At 34.1% G+C, this 16,467-nt stretch carries 10 protein-coding genes; 9 read left to right on the forward strand and 1 reads right to left on the reverse strand.

The window, feature by feature from the left end; genetic code table 11:
• Window positions 1-31 precede the first annotated feature (31 nt).
• From FVB9532_RS19430 to FVB9532_RS05545, 5 genes are all read left to right on the forward strand, one after another.
• A complete protein-coding gene (locus FVB9532_RS19430; protein WP_194716491.1) occupies window positions 32-199 on the forward strand; it encodes a hypothetical protein in 168 nt (55 codons plus the stop codon).
• Between the two features lie 184 nt (window positions 200-383).
• Window positions 384-731 carry a gamma-glutamylcyclotransferase family protein gene (locus FVB9532_RS05530; protein ID WP_150544212.1) on the forward strand — a complete coding sequence of 116 codons (348 nt, stop codon included), beginning with the start codon at window positions 384-386 and terminating at the stop codon, window positions 729-731.
• 367 nt (window positions 732-1,098) lie between these two features.
• Window positions 1,099-1,371 (forward strand): hypothetical protein, encoded by a 273-nt coding sequence (locus tag FVB9532_RS05535; RefSeq protein ID WP_150544213.1) that lies wholly within the window; start codon window positions 1,099-1,101, stop codon window positions 1,369-1,371.
• 242 nt (window positions 1,372-1,613) lie between these two features.
• Entirely contained in the window at window positions 1,614-2,219 is a 606-nt protein-coding gene (locus FVB9532_RS05540) for a hypothetical protein (RefSeq protein ID WP_150544214.1), read from the forward strand.
• Between the two features lie 57 nt (window positions 2,220-2,276).
• Window positions 2,277-3,278: a hypothetical protein gene (locus FVB9532_RS05545; protein WP_150544215.1), complete on the forward strand. Its 1,002-nt coding sequence runs from the start codon at window positions 2,277-2,279 to the stop codon at window positions 3,276-3,278.
• Window positions 3,279-3,393: 115 nt separating this feature from the next.
• Here FVB9532_RS05545 and FVB9532_RS05550 read toward each other — a convergent pair whose 3' ends face one another.
• Window positions 3,394-6,972: a pectinesterase family protein gene (locus FVB9532_RS05550; RefSeq protein WP_150544216.1), complete on the reverse strand. Its 3,579-nt coding sequence runs from the start codon at window positions 6,970-6,972 to the stop codon at window positions 3,394-3,396.
• 389 nt (window positions 6,973-7,361) lie between these two features.
• Here FVB9532_RS05550 and uvrA point away from each other — a divergent pair, with 389 nt between their 5' ends.
• From uvrA to FVB9532_RS05570, 4 genes are all read left to right on the forward strand, one after another.
• The gene (gene uvrA / locus FVB9532_RS05555; RefSeq protein ID WP_150544217.1) at window positions 7,362-10,193 is read left to right on the forward strand and encodes an excinuclease ABC subunit UvrA; all 2,832 of its coding nucleotides are present in this window, start codon (window positions 7,362-7,364) and stop codon (window positions 10,191-10,193) included.
• 21 nt (window positions 10,194-10,214) lie between these two features.
• Window positions 10,215-10,910 (forward strand): LOG family protein, encoded by a 696-nt coding sequence (locus FVB9532_RS05560; protein WP_150544218.1) that lies wholly within the window; start codon window positions 10,215-10,217, stop codon window positions 10,908-10,910.
• Between the two features lie 156 nt (window positions 10,911-11,066).
• A complete protein-coding gene (locus FVB9532_RS05565) occupies window positions 11,067-13,796 on the forward strand; it encodes a gluzincin family metallopeptidase (protein ID WP_228482258.1) in 2,730 nt (909 codons plus the stop codon).
• A gap of 182 nt (window positions 13,797-13,978) precedes the next feature.
• Window positions 13,979-16,390 carry an alpha-ketoacid dehydrogenase subunit alpha/beta gene (locus FVB9532_RS05570; protein ID WP_150544219.1) on the forward strand — a complete coding sequence of 804 codons (2,412 nt, stop codon included), beginning with the start codon at window positions 13,979-13,981 and terminating at the stop codon, window positions 16,388-16,390.
• Window positions 16,391-16,467 lie beyond the last annotated feature (77 nt).

Below are 16,467 nucleotides of genomic sequence, written 5' to 3' on the forward strand. Positions count from 1 at the left end.
TTGGAGTAGTGACATAAAATGAGTATTTATTATGAAGAAAATATGGGTAAGTAGTGGATTATTAATTATTGGATTTTTAATGATCGGTGTAATGCTAGATAATTTATTAGACAAAGAAAATGTATATGTTTTTGCTGGATTTGGGGTTGGACTGATTGTTTCTGCCATACTGGTATTGACCAAACCAAAAAATAAATAATGAAATATAGTTCATAAAGCATAACACCTACAACAACTTAGGTGTGGTTCGACAAAATTCATAATTCTGCTTTTTTAAAAATTGATAAAACAGTATCTGACTATTTTAATGATTACTCCATCTAATATTTATTAAAAGAAGAATACATCGATAAATTTTAAGCATAAAAAGACAGCACAGAATAGTGAAAAAAAATAAACACTTCCTCTTTTCTTATGGAACTTTGCAATTAGAACAGGTTCAAGTTAACAACTATGGACGACTATTAACTGGAAAAAAAGACCATTTATCAAGTTACAAATTAGAGAAACTTAAAATCACAGATAAAGAAGTTATTGCTAAAAGTGGTAAAGAGTTTCACCCGATTGCGATTAAGACTAATAATCAGAATGATTATATAGAAGGAACTATTTTTGAAATCACAGAATCAGAACTCAAAGAAACCGATAAATATGAAGTCGGTGATTACAAAAGGATTTTAGAAACTTTTTCTTCCGGACAACAAGCTTGGGTTTACATCGCTGTCGAGTAAAACTGAAGGCTTCCTGTTTTTCATACAGTTTAAAAACAAACATTATTGGATTATTTTTTATATTTGGAGCGGTTATTAATTTAAAATAGGCATGTTAGTATTTATTTGCATATTAAAAAATAAAAAATCCTGAATTCCATAAATGAAAAAAATAACTTTCATCTTCTTATCATTATTCATATTTAGTTGTACTTCAACTAAATCTCTTCCTGAAAAGTTTGATAAAAATAGTAATAATGGAATATTTTATGGTATTCTATCTTTTCCAAAACAAAAAACACATATGAGCTCTTTTAATTTATTTTATAGATTAAAAGGTACACAAGCAAAGAAAAAACATAAATAAAGTATTTTTGTAAAAAATTCTGTGATTTTTAAAAGCGTAACTTTTGATGCAGACTATGAAACTGAAGATGAATATATTTATTTATTCGCTATAGAAGTTCCCCCAGGTAAATATGAATTTTACCAAACAGCTTTTAATGAAGTAGTTACTCAAGGTTGGTTAATTCGGGAAAGTAATCCATTTTCACTTGAATTTGATATTGAAAAAGGTTCTGTCACCTATGTTGGAAACTATAAATACTTTGAAAAAAGTAATAACAAGAGGGACTTTTTGCAAATAACTGATAATAAGTAAAAAGCCGACAAATACTTTAAAATCTATAGAAAAGATATCCCATGGACAGAAGCAATTAATAAGGTGCCTAAGTATTAAATTAAACCTCTATAACAATTGCTTTATTAACTTCAAGGGCGCAACCATTAGAGTAAAATGTAGTAAGATTTTGTATAGAATAGCTCTCGCAATCAAAAATAAAGCAAGCAAACTATTATTGCCAATAACGTACCATGTAAAATTAATACTTTGAAACTACTTCAATGAAAGAATTTTATATATTAAATAAAAATAAAATCCCTAAAGCTTTTAAGTTTTTATCTATTACTGGACTTGTTTTCGTTTCCCTCATCTTATTGATTAGCTTATTCAACAATAAGTTACCCAATAAAATACTTATTGTCCAAATATATATTACAGCCGGAATTCTATTTCCTATTTTTGGATTGGTCGTTGCTTATTTAGATTGGGAGTCTAGAAACCTACTCAAGAGAAAAAAATTTAATAATACACCATTAAACCAACTTGAAAAGATTGGTTTTACCGACTCATATCTAAATGAAAAAAATAAATGGTTTTTTACCGAAAAAATAAAAAAAGGAATCATTAAAAATTATATTATCGAAATTAATATTAAAAGAGAAAATTCAAAATTCATTGAGTTTTCCCATAATATAGATATGCATTTAAATAATCATAGTACAATTATTAGGTCTTTAGATCATCTAGAAAGTAAAAATATTCTCTTTGAAAACGGGCGAATTGTAAAAAAAATTAGAATTAAAAAGTTGAATTCCATCAGCGAAATTGAACAACAGCTGATCGACTTTACAAAAGAGTTAAAGAATAATGAACTGATAGCAAATTGAAAGAAGCTTTCAGATTTTATAACTAATTTAAACTATTGGCTAAAACACTAAAAATGAATGTGGTTTGAAGAATTAACAGGCTTTCAAGAAAAGTCACCAGCAAACGTAAGAAGCAATATTGAGATTAAAGGCAATCAACTTCTTTCCCTCGTAAATTCCCAAAAATATGTATTTGGCAAGCTAGAAATACCCACTTTGAGTCAATTAAAAGAAAGGAGCTCAACAATTGAAAACTATATAGGAAAAATTCGAATAGAAGAAATTGTAGCAGATGCGCAAAAGTTACATGGCCAAGTTGAAAATAAAAATGCTCTATTTCAAGTGGCTTCTCAATTCAATTTACTTGAAATGACTAACCCAACTATTACTCCAGAACAAGGAATAGATCAATATGAATTTGATTATACGCAAGGACCAGTTTGTGCAATTGCGTGTGGAGCAGGAACTATTTACCGAAATTATTTCGTTGAAGTAAATAATCAAATAGGACAAACAGAAAACAATCAAATAGACTGTTTAGACTTGATTGGAAAAGAGTTCGATAATGAGAATTTGAATCTTTGGAAAATGCAAAATGGATATGCTTTAGTTAACCAAAACGGTCTTTTAGCTATCAATAGAAAAATTGCCCAACTAACTGAAATAGAAAGAGAAAATCTAAAAGCAAAACTTAAAACCGGTATCCAATGGAATACGGAAGTAACTAAATCAAAAACAAAACATACAGTTTCTCAAATTTACTGCTCTGCTCTTCCTGTTGCCTATAGTCATGTAGAGCCCATTTATTGGGAATATTTTGCAAGGTTAATCCTAGAAGCTACTTATGAATCTACTCTGCATGCTGGATTATTAAATATGAAAAATAGTGGTTCTAACTTAGTATATCTAACTTTAGTAGGTGGAGGTGCTTTTGGTAATGAAGAGTATTGGATTTTAGAAGCTATACAAAAAGCCATAAGAAAGTTTAAAAATATCCCTTTAGATATTAAAATTGTAAGTTATGGTAGTTCAAACCCTAACTTAATTCAGTGCATTGAAGAGATAAAAAACTCTATATAAAAATAATAAGCTTTTTTCCTGTAAAACTGATTTAAAGAATCTGCTTCATAGCTTAAAAAAAAGCCCCCTTAAAAATTTAAGAGGACTTTTAAAAGAAAGTATAGTGGTTGGTTAATTAATAAGTCAATACTTTTACAACTTTTGCACCTTTGCTATTTTCTGCAGTAATGATCCACATCCCGGTAGCAAAAGAGAGTTGCTTTTCACTGTTAATTTTAAAGTTCTTTACTAAAGCTCCGCGCATATTATAAATTTTAATGTTCGTTTCTTCTTGAACATTTCTAATTAAAATCTGATCTTTAAAAGCCAATACTTCTACTCCAATCGTTGTTTCTTGGAATGTTGGCGTATCAAGCATGATTTCTGAGAGCGGATCCCAATCATCATCTCCTTTTGTAAAATTAAATGTGGTGATCTCTGTATTTCCTTCATCTACATAAGGAGTGTTCAATAAGGTTGACCAAACTGCCCGGTTACTAGAATTATCTTCTCCGGATAGTTCATTAGTACCATATTCATACATCAAATTAGATTCACCCCCAAGAGAGTTATTCCACCCTTCTGCTACAATCAAGGATTCCCCTTCATTTCCGGGATAATCTGATGTCTCTATCGTGGTATTATAAAAAACCACTTCACTGGTATTAGGATACCAAGGTCTACCAAAATAACCTGGTTTTGCGCTATATGCTGAGGCTGTTTCTACTCCTGGAATGGTCGAATTAATTTTACAATCATACATCAACATTCCACGTCCATTATTTTCATGAGCAGCAGTAAGATAAGCTTTGTCAGCATTTACGTCACTAACATTCATCGTTAATTCTGTTTGATAGAAAACCGCAGTCATTCCTCCAAAAATATAATCTACCGCTCCCCAAACCGATCCTTTATAAATAAGAACTCGGCTTCCTTTTCCTCCATAAAAAGCATCTTGACGGCCAATAATTTTACATTGGTTCAATATCGCTTTATCTGCACTTTCTGCCAAAGCTATTGCCGCAGCACGCTCTACTAAACTTCTGTCCTGTACACTAGTATTCCCATAATCTGTGGGTCGCTCACCGGGGCTTCCGTTATCCCAGCCAATAACCATATCGTTAGCTTCTTTTTGAGAAATATATTGATTGAAAGAATTTTCAAAAACAATATGTTCTGCTTCAAAACCTTCTGCATACACTACTACTGTCGCATTCCAATAAGATCCATTGGTAGTTCCTGATCCTGTATTTTCTGTTGATAATTCTCCATTTTCCATATTTACATCAAGTGTTTGGGCATCCCATTTTTGATGGCTTCCCATACTGTAGTAATTATACCCCGTACCATAATACGAAGTTATTCTCACTGCATTTGAACTAATATCTACACCTTCATTCAGTATAGCTGTATCTGGAGTGTTAGAAGCATTCTTTAAAGTTACATTAGGCTCATTAATGGTAAGCATTTCTTCATAATTCCCTGGATCTATGATAATGGTGACACGCTCATTTTCAGGACGTATCATTTGCCCAACCGCATCTAAAGCTTGATTGATGGTTTGATATTCTTTATCTGTTCCCACTGTAATCTCTGAAGCATAAGGAATAGAAGGTTGTGATAAAATCTCTGTAAAATAAGTAGTTGCAGAAGCATTTACAGTAATGTAACCTTCAGAAGTGCCCTCATAAATATACGTGTACGTTTCTAACATACTTGTGGTTCCACTATTACTTATTACAGAATCACCGCCTTCTACTGTAAAATCTGCAGCATAGTAATAGGTAAGTATCACTTTCTCTTGTGGCTGTACAGGAATTTGTATACTTGCCTCTGAACCTACGGATAAATGCCCACTATTTACATCATTATAAATAGAACCCTGTAAGACAAGTCCTTTGTAATATTCCGTAGCATTCGTGATTTCAGTATCGTCAAAAGACCAAACATGAACAGGCTCAAAAGATAACATTCTATTTAAACCTTCCCCGTTGACCATAAAATAAGCAGTTGGCGCCAATTCCACTGGGTATTGCTCTATTCCTGTATAGGAAACAGAATAAGTTCCATCTCTCACTTCAATAGTCTCCTCCATCCCAAAAGTATATGCATAACCTTCTTCATGAATATTGGTAAAAGTAAGTTGTAAACCACTTTCTTCGGAAGCAGATAAACCTTCTGTAGTTACATTAATGGTATAAACAGGTTTTGGTTCAAATGACAAATCTTGTGTAATATCTGCACTTGCCGGACCAATTGCTATTGGGGAGACTTGGTAATCGTTTACTCCTTCCGCTACAACAGTATAACTTACACCGGCTTCTAAATTAGCAGTATAAGATTCATTAGATTCATCTATAACAATAGTAGGAAGATAACCTGTACCTTCATTCGCGTTAGGAACAAAATATAAATTCAAATTTGTTATTTCAGAAGGTAAACCAGTGATGTTTCCACTCACTTCGAATAAATTAAGTGCTTCTATGCTTATGTCATGAGATAAGTTTTCTGTGCCTACGCTTAGTTCATCTCCAGCTGTAATAATAAATTCTTCCGCCTCTTGTAAACTTAACATATACGAATTATTCATTGGTAACTCTATACTGTATGTATTGTCTGGTTGAACTTCTGCTGTGAACATATTTCCCCCGTCATTCGTAAAAACTACCGAATACCCTGAAGGAATAGCAGGAGCTAAAGTTACATCTACTGTCCCTGAAACCGTTACATATTGTGCTGTTTGTCTATAAATTCTATAATAACTTGGTTTATCTGAACTATCGTAAATATGATAAGTTCCCGCACTATTCGCTACAAATTGATACTCAGCAGGCTCATTGGTAGTGGCTACCGTGTTGGTTTGAACACTAGGATCATCTGCATATTCAAAATGAAGTGTTCCGTTTCCATTTTGTGAATTCACAACTAACTGTACAATATCGTTATCGTTAAGTTCTAAAGAAATATACCTAGCTACAGCTCCTGAAGCATTTACATATAATCTACCTTGATAATCAGAACTTCCTACGTTACCATCAAATCGCGTTAGGTTGGTATTGGTTGTTCTTAACCTATCATTTCCGCCACCTATCCAAGAAAGATCTCCAACCGTAAAATCAGGTAAGGTATTACCGTCGCTACCCGGAGTAATAGAGCCGTCATACCATGAATTTACCACAGTTTCCGTGAGCTGGTTATCATATACAATATTACTTAATTGTTGTGCTCCAAAATCCCACACATCTATTAAATCATCAGCGCCCGATGAACTTTCTTCAGTAGTTACCGTTAATTCGGGAAGATATAAATCTGTACCCGGTTCTATTAATTCAAACGTAAGCACCGTTGGCCCACCGGTATATGAAAATTCAAAAGTATCTACTAAATCGTTTTCGACTGTAGTTGAAAGCGTTCCTAAATCTTCATTAGTTGACGTATAAGCATGCATATCTAAAGAAGAATATTGAGAACCTAAAAATGTTACCGTAGAACTTCCTGTTACTATTATAGTAATTGAGGAATCATCCTTCATGTTGAGCCCATAATTAGCACTATGATAATTATAGTCTCCAGTTAAATTGAGTAAACCATCATCACTTCCCCCATTACTTATAATCTCACCATCAGTAAAATTATAAACAGTTGTTGTTTGTGCATTAATTAATGAAATGCTGAGTAGCATAAACACATTAATTAAATAGTAAATTTTTTTCATTGAGAATAAATTTTTTAAAATACAATATTCATTTATGCAATCGATTACATTTACGAATGTATATATTTAACATATAAACTCCTAATATTTTATTAAATTTTCAGTTTAAGTGTCAAAAAATACAGATTTAATAACATTATTAAGCACGCTCGATTGATTTCGTACTTTAAAATTCAATCGATTTACGATTAACTTATTCTTATTGGAAAGAAATAATGAATCGGGATTTTATGGAGAAGGTTTTAATATTTTTATTAAAAAATAGAAAACTCAAACCTCATCAACATTCTTACCTAGCTTTTTCTGAATAGTTAATTTTACCAAACCTTTAAGATGGCTGCTTTCTTAATTTCAAGACTTTGAGTAACTTCGCAATCTTGCAAAAAATTATGGCAAATTTCGACGAAAACATAGAAGTTCAGGGAGCACGGGTACACAACCTAAAAGATATAGATGTTACCATCCCCAGAGAAAAATTAGTAGTGATTACGGGACTTTCGGGTTCTGGGAAATCCTCTTTAGCATTTGATACGATTTATGCAGAAGGACAACGCCGTTATATCGAAACTTTTTCTGCCTATGCCCGACAATTCTTAGGTGGCTTGGAGCGTCCCGATGTAGATAAAATTGATGGACTATCACCGGTAATTGCCATTGAACAAAAAACCACCAGTAAAAGTCCGCGAAGTACGGTGGGTACTATTACTGAAGTTTACGATTTTCTCCGTCTTTTATTTGCACGTGCCAGCGATGCCTTTAGTTACAAGACAGGCGAAAAAATGGTAAGTTATAGCGATGAGCAAATTAAAGACCTTATTAAAAAGGAATTTAATGGCAAACGCATCAATATTCTTTCTCCTGTTATTCGGTCTCGAAAAGGACATTACCGTGAGTTATTTGAACAAATCGCCAAACAGGGTTTTTTAAAAGTAAGAACCGATGGTGAAGTGCGCGATATTGAAAAAGGAATGAAACTCGATCGCTACAAAACCCACGATATTGAAATTGTAATCGATCGGATGAAAGTGAGCGATGATGAAAAAATAGACAAGCGACTTTCACAAAGCATCAATACCGCCATGAATCAAGGTGATAATGTATTGATGATCCTCGATCAAGATTCAGATGAAATTAGATATTTCAGTAGAAACTTGATGTGCCCCACCAGCGGGATTTCTTACCCTAACCCTGAACCCAATAACTTTTCCTTCAACTCGCCAAAAGGAGCTTGCCCTGAATGTAATGGGATTGGAACTTTATATGAAGTAAACCTTCAAAAAATAATTCCTGACGATTCTAAATCCATAAAAAACGGAGGATTAGACCCTCATGGCAATCAAAAGAAAAACTGGGCCTTCAAGCAAATGGAATTGATTGCGCAGCGTTTCAACTTTAAACTTTCAGATCCTATAAAAGATATTCCGAAGGAAGGATTAGAAATGATCCTACACGGCGGAAAAGAAAAATTCAATCTGGAATCTAAAGAATTAGGTGTAACCCGTTCTTATAAAATAGATTTTGAAGGGGTAGCCACTTTTATTAAAAATACTTACGAGAATAACGATTCTACTTCCCTTAGACGTTGGGCAAAAGCCTATATGGATAAAGTTGAATGCCCAACTTGCAACGGTACCCGATTGCAAAAAGAATCGCTTTACTTTAAAGTAAACGAACAAAATATTGCTGAATTAGCTGAAAAAGATATTCTGGAACTTGCCGATTGGTTTAAAAACCTTCCGAAGAAACTCAGCAAAAATCAATGGAAAATCGCCGAAGAAATCGTCAAAGAAATCACCACGCGATTACAATTTCTAGTTGATGTTGGGTTAACCTACTTATCCCTTAATCGTGGTTCTAAATCACTTTCAGGTGGAGAAGCGCAACGTATTCGATTAGCTACACAAATTGGCTCTCAATTAGTGGGTGTGCTTTATATTTTAGATGAACCAAGTATTGGTTTGCACCAGCGAGATAATGAAAAACTGATTAATTCCTTAGAATCCTTACGCGATGTTGGGAATTCAGTGATTGTGGTTGAACACGATAAAGACATGATTGAGCGTGCCGACCATGTGATCGATATCGGTCCGTTTGCCGGAAAACACGGAGGTGAAATTATCAGTCAAGGAACACCAGAAGAAATAAAAAAACACGATACCCTAACAGCTTCTTACTTAAATGGGAAAAAAGAAATTAAAGTTCCCGAAGAAAGACGTGAAGGCAATGGAAAATTTATAGAGCTAAAAGGTGCTACGGGAAATAACCTGAAGAATGTTTCAGTTAAATTTCCATTGGGAAAAATGATTTTGGTAACCGGAGTATCAGGAAGTGGAAAATCTACGTTGATTAATGAGACCCTCTACCCGATTATGAACGCTCATTATTTTAATGGGGTCAAAGAGGCAATGCCTTATAAAAGCATCAAAGGTTTAGACAATTGCGATAAAGTAATCGACATCAACCAATCACCTATTGGTAGGACTCCGCGTTCTAACCCGGCAACATATACCGGTGTTTTTTCTGAAATAAGAAGCTTGTTTGCAAAAACGCCGGAAGCACTCATAAGAGGCTATAAACCGGGAAGGTTCAGTTTTAATGTAAAAGGAGGAAGATGTGAAACTTGTAAAGGCGGTGGACTCCGAGTGATTGAAATGAACTTCTTACCAGATGTTTATGTAGAATGTGAAACCTGCCAAGGGAAACGCTTTAACCGCGAAACCTTAGAAATTAGATACAAAGGAAAATCGATTAGTGATGTGTTGGAAATGACCATTAATGAAGCAACCGATTTTTTTGAACCAATCCCTAAAATATATCGTAAGTTAAAAACCATTCAAGATGTTGGTTTAGGCTATATTACCTTAGGGCAACAAAGTACAACCCTTTCTGGTGGGGAAGCACAACGAATTAAATTAGCAACCGAACTTTCTAAACGCGATACCGGAAATACGTTCTATATTTTAGATGAACCTACCACCGGACTTCATTTTGAAGATATTCGCGTATTGATGGAGGTGTTGAATAAATTAACCAACAAAGGAAATACCGTTTTAATTATTGAACATAATTTAGATGTAATTAAACTCGCCGACCATATTATAGATATAGGTTACGAAGGTGGAAAAAACGGAGGAAAAGTAATTACCAAAGGCACTCCGGAAGAAGTTGCCAAACACAAAAAGAGTTATACGGCTAAATTCTTAAGAAAAGAACTAAATTAGCCGCCCTAAAAAATAAGAAAAATGAGTACATTAAGAAATACCAATCATAAAAGCTGGAACGAAATAAAAATAAACGATAGTTGGGCACTGTTTAAAATCATGAGCGAATTTGTTCATGGTTATGAACGAATGAGTGAAATAGGCCCTTGTGTTTCTATCTTTGGTTCAGCTAGAACAAATCCCGAACATAAATATTACAAATTAGCCACAGAAGTTGCTGAAAAAATTGTAGAACACGGTTATGGAGTAATTACCGGCGGTGGACCAGGAATTATGGAAGCCGGTAACAAAGGTGCGCACTTGGCCGGAGGTACCTCGGTAGGTTTGAACATTGATTTGCCTTTTGAGCAACACGATAATCCGTATATCGATAAAGATAAGAGTTTAGATTTTGACTATTTCTTTGTCCGTAAAGTGATGTTTGTAAAATACTCCCAAGGTTTTGTAGTAATGCCGGGTGGTTTTGGAACTTTAGACGAGTTATTTGAAGCCATTACTTTAATACAAACCCATAAAATAGATAAATTCCCTATTATTTTAGTTGGGCACGAATTTTGGGACGGATTATTAGCGTGGGTAAAAACCACTTTGCTAGATAACTTTAAAAATATTAGTGCCGGCGATATAGATTTGGTTCAGGTAGTTGATTCTGCAGATGAAGTAATTGATATTCTCAATAAATTCTATAACCAATACAATTTAAGTCCGAATTTCTAATTTTATATAATAGTTTTAATTAAATACGTTATCATAATAATACTCATTTCTATTTTGTAAAATCCTATTGGTGCATTGATTAGAAAATTATTTTATTTAATACTCCTCCTCCCGGTACTTGCGCTTTCACAAAGCCAGGTAAATATTCAAGCAAAGTTGCTTGCAAAAAAGAGGGTATTAGCTATTCAACAAGAACTTGTTTACAAAAATGAAAGTTCAGATACGCTAACTAGTATTTATTTAAACGATTGGGCCAATAGCTTCAGTAATAAAAATTCTCCTTTAGCTACTCGCTTTTCAGAAGAATTTGTAAGAAAATTTCATTTTTCTAAAGATTATGAACGTGGCGGAACCATTATTCAGCAATTAAAATTAAAAAATGGAAAAGGTTTAGCTTGGGAACGTGTAGAAGGACATCCTGATATTATTCAAGTGAAGTTGAATGCTCCTTTACTGCCGGGAGAAAGTTTACCAATACAATTAAAATATCAGATTAAAATTCCACATGAAAAATTCACCCGTTATGGTTATAATTCAAATGAGTTCAAATTAAGATATTGGGCTATTCTACCTGCGGTCTATGGTAAAAAAGGGTGGGAATATTACAGTCATAAAAATTTAAACGACGAGTTTCTTCCCTTAATCAATACAACTTTAGAAATTGAATATCCTAAAGATTTGGCGGTTGTTTCCCCTTTAAAATTAGAGAGCATTCAATTGAAAGATTCTACAAGACAAGCAAAACTTTTAGGTGAAAATATAAGCGACCTCAAGCTTTACCTTGTAAAAGATAACAACTTTTCTAAAGTAGAAGCCAACGGTATTGAAGTGATTACCAATATTGAAGACGACGATATTGACCCGAAAATTAAAGCGATGAATATTGATCGCATCATCCAGTATTTAGATAAAAAATTAGGTGCCTATCCGCTAAAAACTTTGATGGTGACCGAGGAAGATTACTTGGCCAATCCAGTTTATGGACTTAACCAACTTCCTAGTTTTATTAGGCCATTCCCTGATGGTTTTCAATACGATATCAAATCCTTTAAAACCATTACCAAAACTTACCTCGATAATACTTTACTCTTAAACCCCCGAAAAGAAGCTTGGCTAAAAGATGCTATCCTTATTTATTTAATGATGGATTATGTAGATACCTATTATCCAAAAATTAAATTGTTAGGTAATTTTAGTAATGTAATTGGGATACGATGGTTTCACGCCGCCGATCTTGAATTTAATGACCGCTACCCCTATTTTGCTTTAAATATGTCGCGCTTAAATCTAGACCAGCCGCTAAGTGCAAGTCAGGATTCATTAATTAAATTCAATAAAAATATTGCCAATCCCTATAAAGCCGGAGTGGGTTTTAATTATATCAATGATTTTTTAGAAGATAGCGAAGCTTTGCAGAAAAGCTTAAAAGAATTTTACAATCAGTATAAACTTGATGAAAATGTTGATATTGCCGATTTTGAAAGAATTTTAAAAGCAAATTCTTCCAAAGATGTCGATTGGTTTTTTAAAGATTATATAAATACCAATTCCCGAATTGATTTCACGATCAAAAAAGTTGAAAAATCTGACGATTCACTAAAGGTCACCATAAAGAACAAAGAACCCAATAATATGCCGGTGGCATTGTATGGTTTAAACAAGAAGAAAATTGTTTCGAAATACTGGGTAGAAAACGTAGATTCTACACAAACCATTACCATCCCCAGAGACAGTATCAAACGATTGGCTTTAAATTATGAAGGCGTTATCCCTGAACACAATCAACGGAATAATTACAAACGGGTAAGCACTTTACTAAATAAGCCTATTCAGTTTAGGCTTTTAGAAGATATTGAAGACCCTACTTATAATCAATTATTCTTAATTCCCGAGTTTGACTATAATCTTTACGATGGTTTTATTATTGGTCCAAAGCTATACAACAGCACAATTCTTCGTAGAAATTTCAATTTTAAAATCGCCCCTAAAGTTGGCTTAAGAAGTAAAGCTTTAATTGGCTCCATGGCATTTTCCAATACACATTTCTACCAAAACCAAGACCTTAATCAAGTCTCTTATGGTATTTCTGCCAACCGATATTCTTACGCAGAAAACTTATATTATCACCGGCTTACCCCCTATTTCAATATATTTTTCAGAAATCCTTATTTAAGAAGTAACGAACGTCAAGCCCTTGGTATTAGAAGTGTGAATGTATTTCGCGACCGAGCCATAACCAATCCGGTAGATGATCCTGATTATAGTGTGGTAGATATTCACTATAGTTACAACAACAGAAACTTTAGAGATTATTTTACAAGTACCGTAGATTATCAAGTCGCTAAAAAATTCAGTAAAGTTTCCTTTACAGCCAAATGGCGAAAATTATTTTTAGATAACCGTCAAATTGAACTTCGTGGTTTTGCCGGGTTCTTTTTATTTAACGACAGTAAATCTAACTACTTCGATTTTGCGCTAGACCGCCCCACCGATTATCTTTTTGATTACAATTACTACGGAAGAAGTGAAACCTCAGGATTATTCAGCCAGCAATATATTCAGGCTGAAGGAGGATTTAAATCTAAACTTCAACCTGCTTTTGCCAATCAATTTATAACAACGTTAAACGGAAGTTTCACCATCTGGAATTGGATCCATGCGTATGGTGATATTGGGGTGCTTAAAAACGAAGGAGAAAGTGCTAGTTTTCTCTATGACTCCGGAATTCGTGTGAATTTGGTACAAGATTACTTTGAATTATTTTTCCCCGTGTATTCTAAATTAGGTTGGGAAGTGGCAGAAGATAATTATGATCAAAAAATCAGGTTTATTGTTTCCCTAGATATCAATACTTTAATCAAGCTTTTCACCCGAAGATGGTATTAATTTGATTAATAACTATTTAAGGATTACTGAAATTTCAATAATTAAAATTATCTATTTAACTTAAAATTATATTATTTTCATTTTAATCCCAAAAAAATGATAATTCCGTAATCACCTCTATAAATTTCAATTGATTTTACGCTCATTTTTTCTTACCTTCGTACCCATCCAAAAATTGAAACATGCAAGAGAAGGTCTTAGAAAAAAATGATATTTCTTTTTCAGAATTTAAAGAACAAGTCATTAAGGATTACAAAACTGCAGTTGTAAGTAGAGAATGTAGTTTGCTTGGCCGCCGGGAAGTATTAACCGGTAAGGCAAAGTTCGGAATCTTTGGTGATGGAAAAGAAGTACCTCAACTTGCCATGGCCAAAGCCTTTAAAAATGGTGATTTCCGTTCTGGTTATTACCGTGACCAAACTTTTATGATGGCTTTAGGCTTACTTTCTGTACAAGAATTTTTTGCCGGACTTTATGCCAATACTGATATTGAAAAAGAACCAATGGCCGGTGGTAGACAGATGGGTGGTCACTTTGGCACACATAGTTTAAATGAAGATGGTACTTGGAAAAACCTTACACAACAACCAAATTCCAGTGCAGACATCTCTCCTACTGCAGGACAAATGCCCCGATTATTGGGCTTAGCACAAGCTTCTAAAATATATAGAAATGTGGAAGGAATTGATGCTGAAAAATTTTCTGTAAAAGGAAATGAAGTGGCTTGGGGAACCATTGGTAACGCAAGTACAAGTGAAGGCCTTTTTTGGGAAACCATTAATGCTGCTGGAGTAATGCAAGTTCCTATGGTAATTAGCGTTTGGGATGATGAATATGGAATTTCTGTTCCTGCCAAATACCAAACCACCAAAGAAAATATTTCTGAAATATTAAAAGGGTTTCAACGGGATGAAGAAAACAACGGTTATGAAATTATCGTTGTGAATGGTTGGAACTATCCAGAATTAATGGATGCTTACCAAAAAGCCGGAAGAATTTCCCGCGAAGAACACGTTCCTGTATTAATTCATGTGATTGAACTTACCCAGCCACAAGGACATTCTACTTCAGGTTCTCATGAGCGTTACAAATCTGAAGACCGTTTAAAATGGGAAAAAGAAAATGACTGTAACCTAAAAATGCGTGAGTGGATGATAGAAAATGATATCGCCACCGATGAAGAACTTACGCAACTGGAAAAAGAGGCTAAAAAAGAAGTGCGTGACGGTAAAAAAGCGGCTTGGAAAGATTTTACAGAAGCACCGATTAATGCTAAAAAAACTGTTCTTCCCATTTTAAAAGAAGTAGCTGAAAATAGCAGTAATAAAAATTTCATTCAACCTTTAGTAGAAGAATTAGACGGAATAAAAGAACCGCAAAAATTTGAAGTTCTTACTATAGCCCGTAAAATACTTCGGTATATTATTAAAGATAATTTCGAAGCGAAAACCCAACTTATCAATTGGATTGATAATTTCACAAATAAAGTTCAACCAGACTATAGCAGCCATCTATACAGTGAATCAGAAAATAATGCGCTAAGCATTCAAGAAGTTTTGCCGACTTACGATGAAAGTGCAAAACAAGTAGATGGAAGAGTCGTTCTTCGGGATAACTTCGATAAAATATTTAGTACCTATCCAGAAGCTTTAATTTTTGGAGAAGACACTGGAAACATTGGAGATGTTAATCAAGGATTAGAAGGTTTACAAGAAAAATATGGAGAATTTCGCGTAGCTGATGCCGGGATTCGTGAGGCCACTATTTTAGGACAGGGAATTGGAATGGCAATGCGTGGTTTACGCCCAATTGCAGAAATCCAGTACCTCGATTATTTAATGTATGCGCTTCAAATTATGGCCGATGATTTAGCCACCGTACATTACCGAACAAAAGGAAAACAAAAAGCACCGCTAATTGTGAGAACCCGTGGTCACCGATTAGAAGGTATTTGGCATAGTGGATCACAAATGGGCGGAATCGTACACTTACTAAGAGGTATCCATATTTTGGTACCAAGAAACATGACCAAAGCCGCTGGATTTTACAATACGCTTCTAGAGAGTGATGAACCGGCTTTAATTATAGAATGTTTAAACGGTTACCGATTAAAAGAAAAACTTCCTACCAATTTAGGTGAATTTAAAACACCAATTGGAGTTGTGGAAACTGTAAAAGAAGGAAACGATATTACTTTAGTTTCTTATGGTTCGACTTTAAGAATTGTAGAGCAAGTAGCTAAAGAATTATTAGAAGTAGATATTGATGCTGAAGTAATAGATGTTCAATCTTTACTTCCTTTTGATATTAATCATGACATCGTGAAAAGCGTAGAAAAGACCAATCGATTAATGGTGATTGATGAAGACATACCTGGAGGAGCTTCTGCTTATATTATGCAGGAAATTCTAGAAAAACAAAACGCTTATCGACACTTAGACAGTAAACCGGAAACCTTAACTGCTAAAGAACACAGACCAGCTTACGGAACTGATGGAGATTACTTCTCAAAACCTTCAGCAGAAGATATTTTTGAAAAGGTTTACAGCGTATTTCACGAAGTAAATCCTGAGAAATACCCCAAAATGAGATAGAAATTTTCGTCATGCTGAACTTGTTTCAGCATCTCATAGGGCTTTTTGATAGTTGACAGTTTACGTATCAAGAGACT

The sequence above is a fragment of the Mesonia oceanica genome, from assembly GCF_902499555.1.
Taxonomy (GTDB): domain Bacteria; phylum Bacteroidota; class Bacteroidia; order Flavobacteriales; family Flavobacteriaceae; genus Mesonia; species Mesonia oceanica.